Genomic DNA, 18,176 nt, shown 5'->3' on the forward strand with positions numbered 1-18,176 from the left:
GTCCCGAGTGTCCCGATGGGGTTTCGCCGCATGGTTCAACGCACGAGGCTGTCAAGGGCTACGGCGGCACGCCGCCGCAAAGGATGGCACTTCATGGCGGATCGTGGGTGAGATATCCGGTTTGTAGCCAAACCCTGCGTGTCGCGTCCGTCACAGCCGGTACCTTCGAGCCTCGCCGGAACAAGGGAGTTGGCGGCCGGCGGCCCCAACTCCCGTGGCATCCGGCACGGTTCGCACGGGAGGACCCCGCTCATGACGTCGTCTCCGTATGTCTCGGCGCCACCGTCCCCACGGCCGAACCTCGCCTTCCGGGAGTTGCGCGGGCAGCGCTCGCCGGGCGAGTTCGCGGCCGCGGTACGGCGTGCGGCCCGGGAGATCGGCGAGCGGGTCAGCTGCGACGCTCGCTACATCGGACGGGTGGAGGCCGGCGAGATCCGCTGCCCCAACTACGCGTACGAGCGGGTGTTCCTGCACATGTTCCCCGGCCGGACGCTGACGGACCTGGGGTTCGCCCCCCGCTCCGCGGTGCGCGGCCGCGGCACGCGCCCCGCCGTCGCCACTGCCGAACCGCAGCACACGCATCACACGTACGACGAGGAGAGCGACGTGCGACGTCGCGCATTCATGACCGGCATGACCGGTTCCACGGCCACCGTGGCCGTCGCCACCCTGACGCCCTTCGGGGCGCCCCTCGCCCCCGGCGAGGCCGCCCACCACCCGGCGCGGGCCGGGATCGGCGCGGTGGAGGAGGCGATCCGGCGGATCCGGCTGCTCGACGACCGGCACGGCGCGGACGGCCTGTACCGGCGGGCCGCCACGCCCCTGCGGACCGCCTTCGAACTGCTCGACGCGGGCACCGCGCAGCGCGACGTCACCGAGCGACTGCAGACCGGGGCGGGTGAACTCGCCATCTCCGTCGGCTGGTTGGCGCACGACTCGGGCCGCTTCGACGACGCGCGCTCGCACTACGCGGAGGCGCTCGCGACGGCGCGGATGGCGGGCGACGAGGCGCTGGAGGCGCACGCGTTCTGCAACACGGCGTTCCTCGCGCGCGACGCGGGCCGCCCGCGCGAGGCCGTACGGGCGGCGCAGGCGGCGACCCGGGTGGCCGCGGGCAGCGGCTCGCCGCGCCTGCTGTCGCTGCTCGCGCTGCGGGAGGCGGGCGGCTGGGCGGGGCTCGGTGACCAGCGGGCGTGCGAGCGGTGTCTGGCGCGGGCGCAGGCGTTGTTCGCGCGGGGGGCGTCGGAGGCGGATCCCGAGTGGATGTCGTTCTACGGCGAGGCCGAGCTGGAGGGGCTCGAGGCGCAGTGCTGGTCCGCGCTCGGGAACTGGGACCGGGCGGCTCGGCACGCGCGGCGTGCCGCCGCGCTCCAGGATCCGCACTTCACCCGCAACATGGCGTTGTACACGGCCGAGTTGGCGGACGATCTGGCGCGGGCCGGTCAGCCGGACGAATCCGCTGCCGCGGGGGCGCGGGCGCTGGGCCTGCTCCGTGACGTCCGCTCGTCGCGCATCGAGTCGATGCTGGCGACGACGGCGCGCGTCCTGCTGCCGCACCGGCGGGCGGCCGGGGTGGCGGCCTTCCTCGAATCCCACGCGGCGTCCCGCCGCTAGCCGCCGTATGACGGGCGCGGGTCGGTGAGGGCTGGCCGCGCAAACACGGCTACGCGCCGTGACCACAACCGCTCGTTCACCGACTGCCGGCCGGTGGGCTTCTCGCGCAGTTCCCCGCGCCCCTAAAAACACGGCTACGCGCCGCGACAACAACCGTCCGCTCACCGAGTGCGGCCCGGTGGGGGCTTCTCGCGCAGTTCCCCGCGCCCCTGGAAGGCATGCGCTGCGCGCAGCCTTCCCCCGCCGGGGAGATGCCGCCCGAAGGGCGCATCTCAGGGGCGCGGGGAACTGCGCGACCAGCCCCCACACACCCGCAGACACAGTCGAGTTTCCAGGGGCGCGGGGAACTGCGCGAGCAACCCCCACACACCCGCAGACACAGTCGGGTTTTCAGGGGCGCGGGGAACTGCGCGAGCAACCCCCACACACCCGCAGACACAGTCGGGTTTTCAGGGGCGCGGGGAACTGCGCGACCAGCCCCCACCGGCCCGCAGCCCGCAGCGAAACAGGGACCCGGCAGATCCGCACCGGGGTCCGGTCAAGCCGCCGCCAGGTGACCCGTTTCGTTCCAGGATTCGAGCGCCGGCTCCCCGTACGCCCACCCCAGTACCGACAGCGACGTCGGGTTGAGCCGGATGCGGGAGGCGAAGTCGAGCGGGAGGCCGAGCCAGCGCGCCCCGATCGACCGCAGGATGTGCCCGTGGGCGAACACCAGCACGTCCCGCTCGGCGCCCCGCGCCCACGCCACGACCTCATCGGCCCGAGCCGTCACCTCGGCCAACGTCTCACCCTCCGGAACCCCGTCCCGCCAGATGAACCACCCGGGCCGCAGCTCCTGGATCTGAGCCGGGGTGAGCCCCTCGTACGCGCCGTAGTCCCACTCCAGGAGCGCGTCCCACGCGACGGCCCGGTCCCCGAACCCCGCCAGCTCGCACGTCTCGCTCGCCCGCGCCAGCGGCGAGGTGCGCACCTCGACCCCGGCCAGACCGTCGTACGGGGCGTGCCGCAACCGCTCGCCGAGCAGCTTCGCGCCGCGTCGGCCCTCTTCCAGGAGCGGGATGTCCGTCCTGCCGGTGTGGCGCCCGGACAGGGACCATTCCGTCTGTCCGTGCCGGGCCAACAGGATGCGCGGTGCCATGATCGGGCCCTTTCACAACTTCAGGGATGAACACGATGAACACGGGGCAACAGCAGATGTCACCCGTTCCATCATCCCGCAACAGGAACGCCGAGGGTCCGCCGGGCAACCCGCCGGCTGATCTCAGCGTCTACGAGGGTCAGGGGTCACCCACACAGGCCCCCGTGAACGCCGTAGGGTGACCGAGTGGCCGGAGGCCGCCGAACGAGGAAAGAGGGGGAGCGGCCCGCATGTCGCAGACCGACGACGCACCTTGCACGGAGGCGATACCGGGCGCCCGGCTCCGATGGTGGACCGAGCTGCCGCTGATCGTCCTGGTGTACGGCGCGTACTCGGCGGGCCGGCTGCTCGCCCGCGGCGACGTGAGCACGGCCGTCGACCACGGCCTCGCGATACTCCGGGCCGAGAAGGCAGTCCGGCTCAACCTCGAACACCCGCTGAACCGACTCTTCACGCGCGAGGCCTGGATCGGCGTACCCGCCGACTTCTGGTACGCCTCGCTGCACTACCTGGTCACCCCGCTGATCCTGGTCTGGCTCTTCCGCCGCCGCGCCACCGTCTACCGCGCGGCCCGCACCTGGCTGATGACCTCCACGCTGATCGGTCTGATCGGCTTCACCCTGCTGCCGACCTGCCCGCCCCGGCTGCTCAGCCAGGGCCACGGCTTCGTCGACACCATGGCCCAGTACAGCTCGTACGGCTGGTGGGGCGGCGCGGCGAGCGCGCCCAAGGGCCTGGGCGGGATGACGAACCAGTACGCGGCGATGCCCAGTCTGCACGTCGGGTGGGCGCTGTGGTGCGGGATCATGCTGTGGCGCCACGGCCGCAGCCCGTACGCGAAGGCCGCGGGCGTCGCCTATCCCCTCATCACGACGATCGTCGTGATGGGCACCGCCAACCACTACTTCTTCGACGCGCTCGCCGGTGTCGCGGTGATGGGCGTGGGCCTGCTGCTCACGAAGCCGGTGATGCGGCTGGCGGCACGGATCAAGGACCGGGTGAACACGGTGCTCGCGGGCGGCTCGGCGACAGCCCCTTCCGCCACACGTTCCTCGATTGTCAGTGGAGAGTGCCAGACTTCCCCGGGTGAGCGAATTCCCCGACAGCGCAAGGCCGCCGCACCGCACGACTCAGGCGACGGGGCTGCGGCGCCGGCTCGCTGAGCTGCGCGGCCCGGACCATCCGCCGCGTCCGCTGGACGCGCGCGCCCTCGCCGCGCTCGCGGCGAACCCGGGGTGCGACCGCCGTGCGCTGATGGACGGCGCGGGGGTGGACAAGGCGCTGCTCGCCGACGCCCTCGGCGCCCCCTCGGCGTTCGGCCAGTCGCAGTTCGCGCTGGCCCGGGGCAATGTGTTCGAGGCGCGGGTGAAGGCCGACGGCGGCGCGGAGCTGCTGCGGCTGGTGCACGCGCGGGTGGGCGGCGCCGGCGACCCCGAGCCGGTCCCCGAGCTCGTCCGGGCCCCCGATCTGTCGGCGGCCGGGCCCGAGGGCCGCACCGCGCGCACGGCGCTCGCCCTGCGCGAGGCGGTGCAGGCACCGGGCACGTGGACGTTCCTCGACCACCCGATGGTGGCGCTCGACGTGGCGGGCAGCCCGGCGTTCCTGGAGCCGGACGCGGTGGTGGTGCATCCGGACGGCAGCTGGACGGTCGTCGAGATCAAGTCGTTCCCGATGATCGACGGCGCGGCGGACCCGGCGAAGGTGGGTGCGGCGGCCCGTCAGGCGGCGGTGTACGTGCTGGCCCTTGAGCAGGTCGCGGCCCGGCTGCCCGAGGCGTCGCCGGTGGTCAGGGACCGGGTGGTGCTCGTCTGCCCCAAGGACTTCAGCAACCTTCCGGCCGCGTCCGCCGTGGACGTGCGCAAGCAGTTGTCGGTGACGCGCCGCCAGCTGACCCGCCTCACCCGGATCGAGGACATCGCGGCGGCGCTGCCGCCCGGCACCGCCTTCGACCCGGCGCTGCCCGCCGCCGAACTGCGGGCCGCTGTCGAGTCGGTCCCCGCGACGTACGCGCCGGAGTGCCTGGCCGCGTGCGAGCTGGCGTTCCACTGCCGCGACCGGTCGCGCGCGGCGGGCGCGGTGACGGCGCTGGGCCGTCCGCTCCGCGCCGAGCTGGGCGGTCTGACGACGGTGGACGCGGTGCTCGCCGCCGCCCGTGGCGAGTCGGGCGATCCGGCGGATCCGACGGTGGCGGCGCTGCGGCGCGCGGCCGCCCTGCGCGCGGAGGCCCTGGAGGGCGCCCGGTGCTGACCCCGTACGTGACCGGCCCGCGCACGGCGTGCGGGGTGTGCAAGGAGATCGTCCTGTGAGCCTGATCGACCACTTGGCCCGCCTGGAGGCCACCGCGTCCGGCCGCGCCCAGCCCACGGCCACCGTCCGGCACCGGCACCTGTCGCAGCGCCCGCTGGTCCTGGTCCCGCTCACCACCGCGGGCGAGACCGGCGCCCCGCTCGGCGCGCTGGTCGGCACCGAGCGCACGTCGCCGCGGCTGCTGGTCGTCCCGCAGCCCCGCGACCGCGATCTGCGCTTCACGTTCCTGACGCAGCTCGCGGAGTCGGTGCTGCCGTACATCGACACGTTCGCCGCCGACGTCGAGGCCGCCGAGCGCAGCGAGACCGATCCGGAGACCGGCAAGAAGGTCAAGGTCGAGGTCGAACTGTGCGCGGACGCGCCCCAGTTGATCGTGCCGAGCCGCGCGGGCATCGAGTTCGTCCGGCTCCTCGGCCGCTCGATGCGCTTTCGCCGCACGGCGGAGCAGGACCCGGAGACGCCGTACCCGGCGCCGCCGCACGTGCCGCTCCTCGGCCGCTGGCTGACGCACTACGGCGAGCGGGCCAGGGTCCCCGGCTCCGCGCTCCTCCTGGCGATGACGGACCTGCTCTCCCACCACTGGGCGACGGGCCAGTCGAGCCTGGAGGACCAGCACCTGGGCGCGCTGCTCGCCTGGATCGACGCGGCGGAGGGCACGTCGGGCGCCGAGGCCGCGCTCCGCGCCGAGCTGGGCCGCGACGCCCGGGGCCAGCTCCTGTGCCCGCCGGCGGGCCCGGCCACGGACCCGGCGTTCGACAACAAGCTGCTGGCGCCCGCGATCGAGCGTTACGACCGGGCGCGTACGAGGCTGGCGGCCACGGAGGACGCGATCGAGGCGGACGGCCGGCTGGCCGAACTCACGGCGGCGGAGCGGGAGATCCACGCCCTGGTCGAGTCGCGCACCCGGCCGACGTGGGACGCGGTGTGGCGCGGTCTCGACCTGCTGTGCACACTGCCCGAGGGCGGGTACGCGGCCGAGCGCTGGACCCGCGACCGCTGGTCGTTCACCGGCCACCGGGACCGGGTGGCGGCGGGCGAGCCGCCGCAGCCGCGCCGCGACGACGCGGTGACCGCGGCGAACAAGCTGGCGACGCGGGAGCGCGAGCAGGCCCGCCTGGACGCGCAGGAGGCACTCGACGACCCGCTGGTGATGGCGGGCCGGCGGCTGGCCGGTGAGGCGTTCGCGGGCGAGGTGACCGAGGTCGTGGCGGCGTACAACGAGAAGAAGCGCCCGCGCCCGCTGATCACCGTGCGCACGGACGACCGGCCGCACCTCGGGGAGCGCGTGAAGGTGTTCCGCTCCCTCGAAGGCAAGCCGCAGAGCGCCGAGTTCGTGGCGTACGAGGACGCGGCGGACGGGGGCGGCGCGGTGGTGCTCCGGGTGCTGGACAAGATGGGGCGCGGCAAGGAGCCGGAGGACGGGTCCGTGCCGCGGAAGGGGGACCGGGTGTGCTGGACGCTGTTCGAGCACGAGCAGCGGGTGGGCCCGAAGCTGCCGGAGCCGGAGCTCACGCCGTGGACGCACGGGGGGCCGCCCGGTGCGGGGGCCGAGACACCGGACGCGGTGACGTCGGAGGACATCCTGTGAGCAGCACGGCCATCACCGAGCCCGGGGCCGGGACCGGAACCGAGACCTTCGACCCGGGTGCCGCGGCGACCCGGGCCACCGACGCGATCCTCCACGACACCCTGCACGGCGACGCGCGCGGCGTGGTCGTGGACTCGCCGCCCGGCGCCGGGAAGTCGACGCTGGTCGTGCGGGCCGCGCTCGAACTCGCGGACGCGGGCCGCCCGTTGATGATCGTGGCACAGACGAACGCGCAGGTCGACGATCTGGTGCTGCGGCTGCACGAGAAGAACCCCGAGCTGCCGGTGGGCCGGCTGCACAGCAGTGACCCGGACGCGTACGACAAGGCGCTCGACGATCTGGCGCAGGTGCGCACCTCCACGAAGGTGGGCGATCTCGCGCCGCTGCCGGTCGTCATCTCGACGGCGGCGAAGTGGGCGCACGTGAAGGCGGACGACGCCGGGGGGCCGTGGCGGCACGCGATCGTCGACGAGGCGTACCAGATGCGCTCGGACTCGCTACTGGCCGTGGCCGGGCTGTTCGAGCGGGCGCTGTTCGTGGGCGACCCGGGGCAGTTGGACCCGTTCTCGACCGTGGGCGCGGACCAGTGGGCGGGCCTGTCGTACGACCCGTCGGCCTCGGCGGTGGCGACGCTGCTCGCCCACAACCCGGAGCTGCCGCAGCACGAACTCCCGGTGTCCTGGCGGCTTCCGGCGTCGGCGGCGCCGCTGGTGTCGGCCGCGTTCTACCCGTACACGCCGTTCCGCAGCGGCACCTCCGAGGGCGACCGGCTGCTGGACTTCCGCGCTCCGTCGGACGGTTCGGGGCCCGACCGGGTCATCGACGAGGCCGCGCGCGCCGGCTGGGGCCTGCTCGAACTGCCCGCCGCGCACACGCCGCGCACGGACCCGGAGGCGGTGCGGGCCGTGGCCCTCGTCGTGCGGCGGCTGCTCGACCGGGACGGGGTGACGGTGTCGGAGCGCGGGCCGCAGGAGGTGCCGCTGACCGCGGACCGGATCTGCGTCGGCACGGCCCACCGCGACCAGGCGGCGGCGGTGCGGGCGGCACTGGCGGAGCTGGGCGTGCGGGACGTCACCGTGGACACGGCGAACCGGCTGCAGGGCCGGGAGTTCGACGTGACGGTGGTCCTGCACCCGCTGTCGGGCCGGCCTGACGCGACGGCGTTCCACCTGGAGACGGGCCGGCTGTGCGTGCTCACGTCACGGCATCGGAACGCGTGCATCGTGGTGTGCCGGGCGGGCGTCTCCGCCCTCCTGGACGAGCATCCGTCGGCGGAGCCGGTCCAGTTGGGCGTGACGGTGAAGTTCCCGGACGGCTGGGAGGCGAACCACTCGGTGCTGGCCCGGCTCGCGGAACACTGGGTGACCTGGCAGCCGTGAGCGCCGGGTGTGGCGGTCTTGCGCGCCGCCGGACAATGGAAGGTGGCCCGGGCTACGAACCACGGGTCGCACCACTCCCGCAACAAGGAGGAACCACCATGGCGGAGCCCGAGCGGCCCCGTAGCTCGCAGCCGCGGCTGCGGCCCGCCCCGCTGATCTTCGAGCCCGCGGAGGCCGCCGCCGACCCGGAGCACTTCTTCGACCTGGAGTCCATCGAGGACCCCCGCGAACTGCTGACGCGGGCCACCGAGCTGACGCACGCGTTCCGCGCGGCGACGGACCGGTCCGTCGAGTTCCAGGCGATCGCGGCCGCCCAGCTCGCCGACCCGCGCCGGTTCGACCGGCTGACCACCGCGGACATCGCCGAGCGGGCGCAGTGGACCGAGGACTATGCGAAGAAGATGGTCGAGTTCGGCCGTGACCTGCTGCGCGGCGGCGCCGAGCAGGCTCCTTGATCACTCCATAAAGATCATTTGGCATATGCCAGAGGGGCAAGATACTCCACCCCGCCCCTCCCTGTCCCGATTTCCCGCAACCCTGGGGAGCCGCACCCTCACGCCCTGTAGATGTAGTCGACATGAGCACCGCACACCCCCACTTCGCCCCCGCCCCCCACGACCGGTTCGACGTCTCCGGCGTCACCCCCGAGGGCGCTGCCTGGCTCGCCTCCGCAGGAACGTATCCGCGCTCGACCGTCGCCCACTGGGAGTCCCGCCCCACCGCCCCCGTGGTGCTGCCCTGCGGGTCCGTCTTCGACGTGGTGAACGTGCCCGCGATCTTCGGCCGGCGGATGTTAGACCGGCTCTGGGACGAGGGCCCCGGCTCCGGCCCCGTCGCCTCGCACCGCGGCCGGATGCTCCTGTTCACGGCGCCGGGCACGGCCCAGCGGCTCCCCTCGCTGCTCCAGTGGGAGGAGTGGGGCCCCGCGGTGCCGCCGCTCCTGTGCCACGGCTCCGGCGACGCGGTCACGGTCCCCGCCCCCATGACCCGCGCCACCCCCGCCGACCAGCGCCTCGAGTCCCGCTGGGTGGTGGCCCCCGACACCCGCCACCCCTGGCTGCCGGGCCCGGAGGTCCTCCTCTGGGCCTGCGTCCGCGCGGCCCGCGCCACGGTGCGGATATCGATTTTTCCCTCCGCCGATCAGGATGCTAAGGTCTACGACGTCAGCAGGCGCCGCTAGCTCAGTTGGTTAGAGCAGCTGACTCTTAATCAGCGGGTCCGGGGTTCGAGTCCCTGGCGGCGCACGTTGTCGGTGGCGGGATGTGTTCGCGGAAAGCGCGAACCGTCCCGCCACCGTTGTTTTTGCCCGGCTGCGCCGCGCGCAGTGGGGGCTCCGCCACCCACACCCCCGCAAGCCGACGCACCCCGGGAAACGCCCCGCCAAGGGGCGCGGGGAACTGCGCGACCAGCCCCCACCAGCCGTCAGCCGAAGACCACCCCGCCTCCCGCAAGCCAACAACACCCGGCGCACGCCCCACCCAGGGGCGCGGGGAACTGCGCGACCAGCCCCCACCCGCGGTCAGCCGAAGAACACCGGACCGGACCGGACCGAACCGGTCAGCCCGTCGTCACCTTGACCGTCCAGGCGCCGGAGGCTGTACGGTCCTCCGCCTCGATGCGGATGTTCTCCCCCGGCACCGTGAAGCTCTCCCCCAGCCCGACAGGCGCATCGGCGAGCGGCGGATACACCGAGTCCCCGTAACAGGCCTCACTGTCCGGATGGGCGTCGAGGACCTGGACCGGCCCTCCTCCGGAGGAGGAGTCGCTGCGGATCCGGTAGACCAGCACCCCCTGCGTACAGGTCGCACTGTCATTCCCCCCGGCCCCCCGCGCCTCCAGCGCGACCGCACTGGACGGCCCCGTACGGACGACGGCCAGCTTGGTGCCGCCCCCCGTACCGAACGGCGCCCCCGCCGCCCGCGGCGCCGTGCTCAGCGGCTCCAGCGTCAGCCGCGTCACCCCGGTCCGCGTCACGCACGCCACCTGCCGCGGGTCCAGCCACCCCAGCTTCCACTTGTGCCAGCCGAAGAAGTCCGGCGCGAGCCCGAACTGGCTGCCCATGACGTCCCAGTCCCCGACGTACGTGTCCCAGTCGCCCTTGCCGTCGGACGGCCGGTGGTACAGGTCGGGGAGGTCGAAGACGTGACCCGTCTCGTGGGCCAGCACGTTGCGGTCCGGCGGATGCTGCTCGAAGACCGTGACGATGCGCCGGATGTCGGTGCCGTCGGCCCGCATCGGCCGGTCGAAGTTCACGACCTTCGTCGCGTCCGAGTCGACGCCCGGCGCGTCCGGGTCGGCGACGAAGTAGACGATGTCGTACTTGCTGAAGTCGGTGTGCGCGTCCGCCGCCTTCAGGGCGTCGCGCAGGTACGCGCTGCGGTTCGCCGCGTTCCAGTCACGCTGTATCGCGTACGTCGTCGAGTCCTGCGGCATCTCGATCCACTCGCGCTGCGGGTGCGGCACCAGGTGGAACTTGCCGTACGAGGCGCGGTCGAAGAACCGGCTGGTGGCCGGGAAGTAGTCGGCCGTCAGCTCCGCGGGCGTGGTCAGCGGACGCGAGTCGGGGAACGAGAGGAACACCATCACCGCGTCGAGGGTCCGCTCGGGCCTCGGGTACGCCGTGTTCCAGGTGTCCAGTCCCTCGGAGTGGTGGGCCGGGGTGCGCTCCAGGGCGCAGGGGCCCGCGTAGGGGGCGGCGACCGCGGGGCCCGCGACCAGACCTGTGGCGGCCAGGGCGGTGAGAGCGGTCAGCGCCGCGGCGACGGTGCGCAGGCGGGGCTTGTCCACTCCCCCGAGTGGCTGCGGACGCGGCAAGTCGACCTCCGGGAGGGGAATGCGGGACACCCCACCCAGACTGTGGGTGTTTGTAGCGTTTCGCCCTGTTTATCTGGCCCGGATGAGTGAGCCGACGACACCCCGAGCGGTCACAGAACGTCACACGTGATCGAGGTGTGCAAGAACCGCGCTCCCTCACGAGCAGAAACGATCTGCCGTAGCGGAGTTCGACCATCCGGAACCTGCCCGCACCGTGGACAAGGCTGGATGGGCCGTCCGACCTGCCTCTATGATCGGCACACTTTCCTGCCGGGACCCGGCTGCACCAGACCACGCAACCAGACGACGCACTGCGGGAGCGAGCGGTGAGCGCACAGCCCGATGGGCCCACGACCGCGACGGAAGCGTCTCCACCAGGCCCGCGGGTCGAAGTCCTCACGGAGCGTGGCCGCACCGCGGTGAGCGGCCGGAGCTCCGCCTACGACGCGGCCTTCCTCGCCGCACCCCTGGCCATGCTGGTCGTCGACCGTGCCGGCCTGGTCGTCGGCGCCAACACCGCGGCGCTCGTCCTGCTGCGCGGCGAGGGCACCGAGCCGCTCACCGGCCGCGTCGCCGCCGATCTGCTCGACCTCTCCTCCGACCCGCGCACCTGGCACGCGTACCACGAGGTGCTGCGCGGCCGGGAGGCGCGGCTGTCCCGGACCCGCCGCATCAAGCACGCGGCGGGCCACTCCCTGTGGGTACGGGTGACGGTGTCGCCGGTGCCGGGCGCCGAGGTCGTCCTGCTCTCGCTCACCGACATCAGCGCCCGCCGTGAACTCCAGGCCCGGCTGCGGCACTTGCAGATGCACGACCCGGTGACGAAGCTGGCGAACCGGGCCCTGTTCTTCGAGCGGCTGTCGGCCGCCCTGGAGGCGGGGGCGTACGAGGGCACGGGCGCCACCGGCCGGGTCGGGCTGTGCTACCTCGACCTCGACGGCTTCAAGGCGGTCAACGACACCCTCGGCCACCACGTCGGCGACCGGCTGCTCGCGGCCGTCGCCCAGCGGCTCACGCACTGCGCGGACCGGGCCGGGCACGCCGCGGGCGCACCGCTGGTGGCCCGGCTCGGCGGCGACGAGTTCGCGCTGCTCGTGGAGGACTCGACCGGTACGGAGCAGGTGGCCGCGCTGGCGGAGGCCGCGCTCAAGGCGCTCCAGGAACCCTTCGACCTGTCCGGCCGGCGGCTGTCGGTGTCGGCGTCGATCGGTGTCGTGGAGCGGCACGTCGCGGAGACGACGAGCACGGGTCTGATGCAGGCCGCCGACACCACGCTGTACTGGGCGAAGGCCGACGGCAAGGCCCGCTGGACGCTCTTCGACCCGGAGCGCAACGCGCACCTGATGACCCGGCAGGCCCTCTCCTCGGGGCTGCGGCCCGCCGTCGAGCGCGGCGAGTTCGTCCTGGAGTACCAGCCGCTGGTGCGGCTGGAGGACGGGCGGCTGCGCGGGGTGGAGGCGCTGGTGCGCTGGCGGCACCCGCAGTTCGGGCTCCTGACGCCGAATCGGTTCATCGGGCTCGCCGAGGAGGACGGGTCCATCGTGCAGCTGGGGCGGTGGGTGCTGCGGACCGCGTGCGCGCAGGCGCGGCGCTGGCAGCTGGAGCACCCCGGGGTGCCGCCGGTCTTCGTGAGCGTGAACGTGGCGGTGCGCCAGGTGTGGGACTCGGATCTGGTGGCCGATGTGGCGCAGATCCTGGAGGAGACCCAACTGGCGCCGGAGCTGCTGCAGTTGGAGCTCACGGAGTCGGCGGTGATGGGCTCGGCGGGGCGGCCGCTGCAGGCGCTCCAGGCGCTCAGCGACATGGGGGTGCACATCGCCATCGACGACTTCGGCACCGGCTACTCGAACCTCGCGTACCTGAGCCGTCTGCCGGTGTCCGTGCTGAAGCTGGACGGCTCGTTCGTGCGCGGGTTCCAGGACGGCGGGGACACGCCGTCGGACCCGGCGGACGCGGTGATCGTGGAGGCGATGGTGCAGCTGGCGCACCAGCTCGGCCTGACCGTGACCGCGGAGTGCGTGGAGACGGCCGAACAGGCCGACCGGCTCCGCCGGATCGGCTGCGACACGGGACAGGGCTGGCTGTACTCGCGGCCCGTGGCGGCGGAGCGCATCGCCGGGATGCTGGCGGAGCGTTAGCACCGGCCGGGCCCGGCGGGGCAGCACGAAGGCGCCGCCCGTGCGGGGCGGCGCCTTCGTCGTCCGGCCGGTGTCAGGCCGTCGGCAGCCCGTAGGCGTCGGCGATGAGTTCGTACGAGCGCAGGCGCACGTCGCCGCTGTGGGCGTTGGCCGTGAGCATCAGCTCGTCGGCGCCGGTGCGCTTGTGGAGGTCGTCGAGGCCGGAGCGGACCTCGTCGACGGTGCCGTGGATGACGTTCGCGTTCCAGGTGCGGATGAAGTCGCGCTCCATCTCGTTGAACTGGTGGGCCTCCGCCTCCTCGGGCGTCGGGACCAGACCCGGGCGGCCGGTGCGCAGGCGGACCATGTTGAGGGCGGCGGCCATCACCTGGCGGCGGGCCTCGGTGCCGTCGTCGTCGGTCGCGAGCGCGGAGACGCCGATGAGGGCGTACGGCTTGTCCAGCACCTCGGAAGGCTGGAAGGACTCGCGGTACAGGTCGAGCGCCGGGATCGTGTTCTGCGCCGAGAAGTGGTGGGCGAACGCGAACGGCAGGCCGAGGACACCGGCGAGGCGGGCGCTGAAGCCGGAGGAGCCGAGCAGCCACAGCGGCGGGCGGTGCGGGTCCTGGACGCCGCCGGGCGAGGTGGCCTGGACCGGTCCGGGGACCGCGTGGATGCGGGCGTAGGGGTGACCGTCGGGGAAGTCGTCGTCGAGGAAGCGGGTCAGCTCGGCGAGCTGCTGCGGGAAGTCGTCCGCGCCCTCGTTCAGGCGGTCGCTGCGGCGCAGGGCGGCGGCGGTGGCGCCGTCGGTGCCCGGGGCGCGGCCGAGACCGAGGTCGACCCGGCCCGGGGCCAGGGCCTCCAGGGTGCCGAACTGCTCGGCGATGACGAGCGGGGCGTGGTTGGGCAGCATGACGCCGCCGGAGCCGAGCCGGATGCGGTCGGTGTGCGCGGCCAGGTGGGCGAGGATCACGGCCGGGCTGCTGGAGGCGACGCCCGGCATCGAGTGGTGCTCGGCGACCCAGTAGCGGTGGAAGCCGCGGCGCTCGGCGAGGCGGGCGATGTCGACGCTGGTCCGCAGGGCCTGCGTGGCGGTGCGGCCCGCTCCGACGGTGACCAGGTCCAGGACCGAGAGGGGCGTCGGGGCGGTGCCGTGGGATGCGCCGCGGATCTCGTCGGGGGTGGCCGGCACGGAGTCCTCCTGCATGCGTACGTGGGGTGGGACCACCGGTTAACGGAGGGAGTCTCCGCTTTATTCCCCGCGGGCGGTCCGGGCCGGGGAACCGTCGGATGTCACAGGAGCGGGCGCCGTCTCGTCCCAGGGGTGGGGCCGGCCCCACGCCTCCGCGAACCGTGCGTCCCGCGCCGCGGGTTGTGGGTCGTCGGCCGATCATGGAAGGTGAGGAGGGTCCATGAGGATCATGGGCGGAGACCGTCATGGGGGGCGATCGTGCGAATGTCCGACGACCGGGACGCGGGGATGAGCAGGACCGAGGAGTTCCAGGAGCTGCGGCCGCTGCTGTTCTCCGTCGCGTACCGGATCCTGGGCAGTGTCAGCGAGGCGGAGGACGCGGTGCAGGAGACCTGGCTGCGCTTCGAGGCCAGCGGGACCGAGCCACGTTCGGTCAAGGCGTTCCTCTCCGCGACGGTGACCCGGATCTCCATCGACGTCCTGCGCTCGGCGCGGGTGCGGCGGGAGGCGTACGTCGGTCCGTGGTTCCCCGAGCCGCTGCTCGACGACCCCTACGAGGACCCGGCGCGCTCGGCCGAGCTGGCCGACTCCGTGTCGATGGCGGCCCTGCTGCTCCTGGAGCGGCTCAGCCCGCTGGAGCGCGCGGTCTTCGTGCTGCGCGAGGTGTTCGACTTCGGCTACCCCGAGGTGGCCTCGGCCGTGGGGCGCTCGGAGGCGGCCTGCCGGCAGCTGGCGGCGCGGGCCCGGCAGCACATGACCGAGGGCCGGCCCCGCTTCGAGGCGGACCGCAAGGAGCGCGGCGAGCTGGCGTCCCGGTTCTTCGACGCGCTGCGCCAGGGCGACGTCGGTGAGCTGCAGGACCTGCTGGCCGCCGACGTGTCGCTGGTCGGCGACGGCGGCGGCAAGACGCCGCAGCTGTCCAGGACGGTGATGGGCGCCGAGAAGGTGGCCCGCCTGGTCGGCTCCACGTTCGAGATGATGGCCCGCGTCGACGTGACCTGGGAGCCGCAGGAGGTCAACGGGGCACCCGGCGCGATCATGCGGGACGCCGACGGCAAGGTCCTCAACACGATGGTGCTCGACGTGCTCGACGGCCGGGTGCAGGCGATCCGCCTGGTCAACAACCCGGACAAGCTCGCCCACCTGGGCCCGGTCGCCGACGCCTGGGCCGTCCACCACGACGTACAGGAGGCGCGCAGGGCCGACCGGAACAGGCCCTAGGGCCTGTTCGGCAGCCTCAGACCTGGACCACCGGTTCCTTGGTGAACAGGGCGCCGAGCGCGGGGGCGTTGATCCGGCGGTCGACCAGGCGCAGGGCCTCCCACACCGTGACCTGGTTGGCGGTGAGGACCGGCTTGCCGAGCTGCTGCTCCAGGTCACGGACGTACGCGGCCGTGTGCAGGGCGGTGTCGGGCAGCAGCACCGCCTCCGCGTCCGGGTGGTCGCCCGCGCGGGCCATCGCGAGGACCTCGTCCCACCCCCACGTCCCGACCTCGGCGGCGGTGATGATGCCGCTGCCGCGCACCGAGAGGACCTCGGCGCCGGCCGCCTTGAGGAACGTGGCGAAGTGCCCCGCGACGTCCTCCGGGTACGTCGCGGCGACGGCGACCCGCCGCGCCCCGACCTCCCGGATCGCGTGCGCGAAGGCGAAGGACGTGCTGGAGGCGGGGAGCCCGGCGGCCCGGGCGAGGGAGCGGACCTGCTCGTGCGCGCCCTCCCAGCCGAAGACGAAGCTGCCCGAGGTGCACGCCCAGACGACCGCCTCCGCGCCGGAGAGCCGCAGCTCCTCCACGCCGGCGGCCAGCCGCCCCGGCGCGCCCATCTCCAGGAGCGCGTCGACGCGGTGCGCGTCCTCGCCGATGTCGGTGTGCACGACGGGCAGCCGTACGTCGCTGTCGATCAGCATCTCGATCCGCGGATAGTCGTCCTCCGCGGAGTGTCCGGGGTAGAGAAATCCGAGCGCGGTCATGACCGTCCCTCCTGTCCCTCCGGAAGTTCCGGAAGACCGTGTCCTGGCGGGAGCCCGTGCTCCGGTGGGAGCCCGTGCCCCGGCAGGGGCCACTGCCGTCGCGCCGCCGGGTCGAGCAGCGCCTGGTACGGCCCCACGGCACGGGTACCCAGCCGGGCGAGGGCTGCCCACATCGTGACCTGGTTGGCCGAGATCACCGGCATCCGCAGCTCGGCCTCCAGCTGCGGGATGACGTCGTAGGTGGGCAGGTTCGTACAGCTGATGAAGAGCGCGTCGGCCACGCCGCGCACGGCCTCCCTGGCCATCCTGGCGACGTCGCGGTACGGCACCTTCCAGATGTGCCGGGTCAGGCCGAGATAGGCGCGTCCGGTGACGACGATGCCCGCCTCGGCCAGGTACTCCTCCAGGGACTCGGTCACCGAGCGCGTATAGGGGGTCACCAGGGCGATGCGCCGCGCGCCCAGTTCGACGAGGGCATCGAGCAGCGCGCCGGACGTGGTGAGCGCGGGCAGTTCGCCGGAGCGGCGCATCGCCTCGCACATGGCGCGCTCGCCGGCGATGCCGCCGACGAAGCTGCCCGAGGTGCAGGCGTACGCGAGGACCTCCGGTTCTGCGGCGCCGAGCGCCCTGACCGCCTCGCCGAGCGTCTCGTGCTCGCTGACCAGGCGGGCCAGGTCGAGGCTGACCTCGACGGGGACGAACGGCGTGCGCGTGAGGTGGAGGGAGACATCGTCGGGCACCCAGCGCCACAGCTCGCGGTCGAGGGCGAAGTCGAACGGTGCGACGACGCCCACGCCGCGCTGCGGCTGCGGTCCCCCAAGGAATGAGACGTCCATGAGAAGGCCCCAAGTTCAGCTGACGTGATATTTGCCGGTGCGGTGCAAAGCCGGCGAACCGCCGGGACGTCGGGACAGCGGAGAAGGGCGGGCGGTCCGCTCGGTTCGCGCGCGGAGGACCCCTGTTGACGAAGGTAGGTTCAGGTGCCAGCGTGGTCAATCCGCGCATGTCAGAAGGGTTCGATCTGTCTACCCAGGAAAGCGGAGTTTCGTTGCGAAACGATGTCCCGGCGGTTCCGACCGTGCTCGTTCTGGACGCAGGGCCCACGGAGCCGGAGCCCCGGCTCGGCAGTCTCACCGGCCGCGCCCGGGTCCTGCACGCCGCCGACGCGGACCAGCTGCGTGATCAACTGCCCGCCGCCGACGTCCTGCTGGTGTGGGACTTCCTCTCCGACGCGGTACGGGCCGCGTGGCCGGGCGAGGGGCCGCGGCCGCGCTGGGTGCACACGGCGAGCGCGGGCGTCGACCGGCTGATGTTCCCCGAACTCGTCGACTCCGACGCCGTGTTGACCAATGCGCGAGGCGTCTTCGACACCCCGATCGCCGAGTACGTCGCCGCGCTGGTGCTCGCGCTGGGCAAGGACCTGCCGCGCACGCTGGAGCTGCAGGCGCGGCGCGAGTGGCGCCACCGCGAGTCGCAGCGCATCGCCGGGACCCGGGCCTGCGTCGTCGGTTCCGGCCCGATCGGGCACGCGATCGAGCGGCAGCTCAAGGCGCTCGGCATCGTCACGGCGCTGGTGGGGCGGCGGGCGCGGGCCGGGGTGCACGGCCCCGCCGACCTGGACCGGCTGCTCGCCCGCGCCGACTGGGTGGTGTGCGCGGCGCCGCTCACGGAGGACACTCGGGGCATGTTCGACGCGCGCCGGTTCGGCGTGATGCAGCCGTCGGCCCGCTTCATCAACATCGGCCGGGGCGCGCTCGTCGTGGAGCCCGACCTGGTCGCCGCCCTGCAGAAACGATGGATCAGGGGTGCGGCGCTCGACGTCTTCGAGCACGAGCCGCTGCCGCGGGACAGTCCGCTGTGGACGGCGCCCGGGCTGCTGGTCTCACCGCACATGAGCGGGGACACGGTGGGCTGGCGGGACGAACTCGGGCGCCAGTTCCTCGAGTTGTACGGGCGCTGGGAGGCCGGCCGGCCGCTGATGAATGTAGTCGACAAGAAACGTGGGTATGTCCCCGGGAACTGATCACCGCACTGCACCGTAGCTTCGCCGTGGAGGAC

The 18,176-nt window shown here is 73.3% G+C and carries 15 protein-coding genes and 1 tRNA gene; 11 read left to right on the top strand and 5 right to left on the bottom strand.

The features are described 5' to 3' along the window. Positions 1 to 252 precede the first annotated feature (252 nt). Positions 253 to 1,614 carry a tetratricopeptide repeat protein gene (locus tag RBJ77_RS52550; RefSeq protein WP_372351450.1) on the top strand — a complete coding sequence of 454 codons (1,362 nt, stop codon included), beginning with the start codon at positions 253 to 255 and terminating at the stop codon, positions 1,612 to 1,614. Positions 1,615 to 2,152: 538 nt separating this feature from the next. On the opposite strand, the gene RBJ77_RS52555 is transcribed toward RBJ77_RS52550, so the two are convergent. After that, entirely contained in the window at positions 2,153 to 2,752 is a 600-nt protein-coding gene (locus RBJ77_RS52555) for a histidine phosphatase family protein (protein ID WP_372351451.1), read from the bottom strand. A gap of 230 nt (positions 2,753 to 2,982) precedes the next feature. On the opposite strand from RBJ77_RS52555, the gene RBJ77_RS52560 reads away from it, so the two are divergent. The 7 genes from RBJ77_RS52560 to RBJ77_RS52590 all read left to right on the top strand — a co-directional run bounded on the left by RBJ77_RS52560 (position 2,983) and on the right by RBJ77_RS52590 (position 9,270). Continuing rightward, positions 2,983 to 3,915, top strand: a complete 933-nt coding sequence (locus tag RBJ77_RS52560; RefSeq protein ID WP_372351452.1) for a phosphatase PAP2 family protein — start codon at positions 2,983 to 2,985, stop codon at positions 3,913 to 3,915. After that, positions 3,839 to 4,999: a hypothetical protein gene (locus tag RBJ77_RS52565; RefSeq protein ID WP_372351453.1), complete on the top strand. Its 1,161-nt coding sequence runs from the start codon at positions 3,839 to 3,841 to the stop codon at positions 4,997 to 4,999. The genes RBJ77_RS52560 and RBJ77_RS52565 overlap by 77 nt, the downstream gene beginning before the upstream one ends. A 55-nt stretch (positions 5,000 to 5,054) precedes the next feature. Then, the gene (locus RBJ77_RS52570; protein WP_372351454.1) at positions 5,055 to 6,647 is read left to right on the top strand and encodes a hypothetical protein; all 1,593 of its coding nucleotides are present in this window, start codon (positions 5,055 to 5,057) and stop codon (positions 6,645 to 6,647) included. Then, positions 6,644 to 8,026, top strand: a complete 1,383-nt coding sequence (locus RBJ77_RS52575; protein ID WP_372351455.1) for an AAA domain-containing protein — start codon at positions 6,644 to 6,646, stop codon at positions 8,024 to 8,026. The genes RBJ77_RS52570 and RBJ77_RS52575 overlap by 4 nt, the downstream gene beginning before the upstream one ends. A gap of 98 nt (positions 8,027 to 8,124) precedes the next feature. Continuing rightward, positions 8,125 to 8,481, top strand: coding sequence for a hypothetical protein (locus tag RBJ77_RS52580; protein WP_372351456.1), 357 nt, complete (start codon positions 8,125 to 8,127; stop codon positions 8,479 to 8,481). 122 nt (positions 8,482 to 8,603) lie between these two features. Then, positions 8,604 to 9,206, top strand: coding sequence for a bifunctional DNA primase/polymerase (locus RBJ77_RS52585; protein ID WP_372351457.1), 603 nt, complete (start codon positions 8,604 to 8,606; stop codon positions 9,204 to 9,206). After that, positions 9,197 to 9,270, top strand: a tRNA-Lys gene (locus RBJ77_RS52590). The genes RBJ77_RS52585 and RBJ77_RS52590 overlap by 10 nt, the downstream gene beginning before the upstream one ends. Positions 9,271 to 9,583: 313 nt before the next feature. On the opposite strand, the gene RBJ77_RS52595 is transcribed toward RBJ77_RS52590, so the two are convergent. After that, positions 9,584 to 10,870 (bottom strand): M6 family metalloprotease domain-containing protein, encoded by a 1,287-nt coding sequence (locus RBJ77_RS52595; RefSeq protein ID WP_372351458.1) that lies wholly within the window; start codon positions 10,868 to 10,870, stop codon positions 9,584 to 9,586. 389 nt (positions 10,871 to 11,259) lie between these two features. Between RBJ77_RS52595 and RBJ77_RS52600 the strand changes: the two genes are divergently transcribed. Further along, complete coding sequence (locus RBJ77_RS52600; RefSeq protein ID WP_372351459.1) at positions 11,260 to 12,978, top strand: putative bifunctional diguanylate cyclase/phosphodiesterase; 1,719 nt, start codon at positions 11,260 to 11,262, stop codon at positions 12,976 to 12,978. A 73-nt stretch (positions 12,979 to 13,051) separates the two neighbouring features. On the opposite strand, the gene RBJ77_RS52605 is transcribed toward RBJ77_RS52600, so the two are convergent. Continuing rightward, positions 13,052 to 14,149, bottom strand: a complete 1,098-nt coding sequence (locus RBJ77_RS52605; RefSeq protein ID WP_372351460.1) for an LLM class flavin-dependent oxidoreductase — start codon at positions 14,147 to 14,149, stop codon at positions 13,052 to 13,054. 288 nt (positions 14,150 to 14,437) lie between these two features. Here RBJ77_RS52605 and RBJ77_RS52610 point away from each other — a divergent pair, with 288 nt between their 5' ends. Then, entirely contained in the window at positions 14,438 to 15,370 is a 933-nt protein-coding gene (locus RBJ77_RS52610; RefSeq protein ID WP_372351572.1) for an RNA polymerase sigma-70 factor, read from the top strand. A gap of 16 nt (positions 15,371 to 15,386) precedes the next feature. On the opposite strand, the gene RBJ77_RS52615 is transcribed toward RBJ77_RS52610, so the two are convergent. Beyond that, entirely contained in the window at positions 15,387 to 16,118 is a 732-nt protein-coding gene (locus tag RBJ77_RS52615; RefSeq protein ID WP_372351461.1) for a decarboxylase, read from the bottom strand. After that, complete coding sequence (locus RBJ77_RS52620; protein WP_372351462.1) at positions 16,115 to 16,954, bottom strand: aspartate/glutamate racemase family protein; 840 nt, start codon at positions 16,952 to 16,954, stop codon at positions 16,115 to 16,117. Before RBJ77_RS52620 ends, RBJ77_RS52615 begins: the two co-directional genes overlap by 4 nt. 167 nt (positions 16,955 to 17,121) lie before the next feature. On the opposite strand from RBJ77_RS52620, the gene RBJ77_RS52625 reads away from it, so the two are divergent. After that, on the top strand, positions 17,122 to 18,141 hold the full coding sequence (locus RBJ77_RS52625; protein ID WP_372351463.1) for a D-2-hydroxyacid dehydrogenase: 1,020 nt from the start codon (positions 17,122 to 17,124) through the stop codon (positions 18,139 to 18,141). Positions 18,142 to 18,176: the final 35 nt, after the last annotated feature.

Origin of the sequence: Streptomyces sp. KL116D, from assembly GCF_030766975.1 — a bacterium.
In the GTDB taxonomy this organism is placed as follows: domain Bacteria; phylum Actinomycetota; class Actinomycetes; order Streptomycetales; family Streptomycetaceae; genus Streptomyces; species Streptomyces longispororuber_A.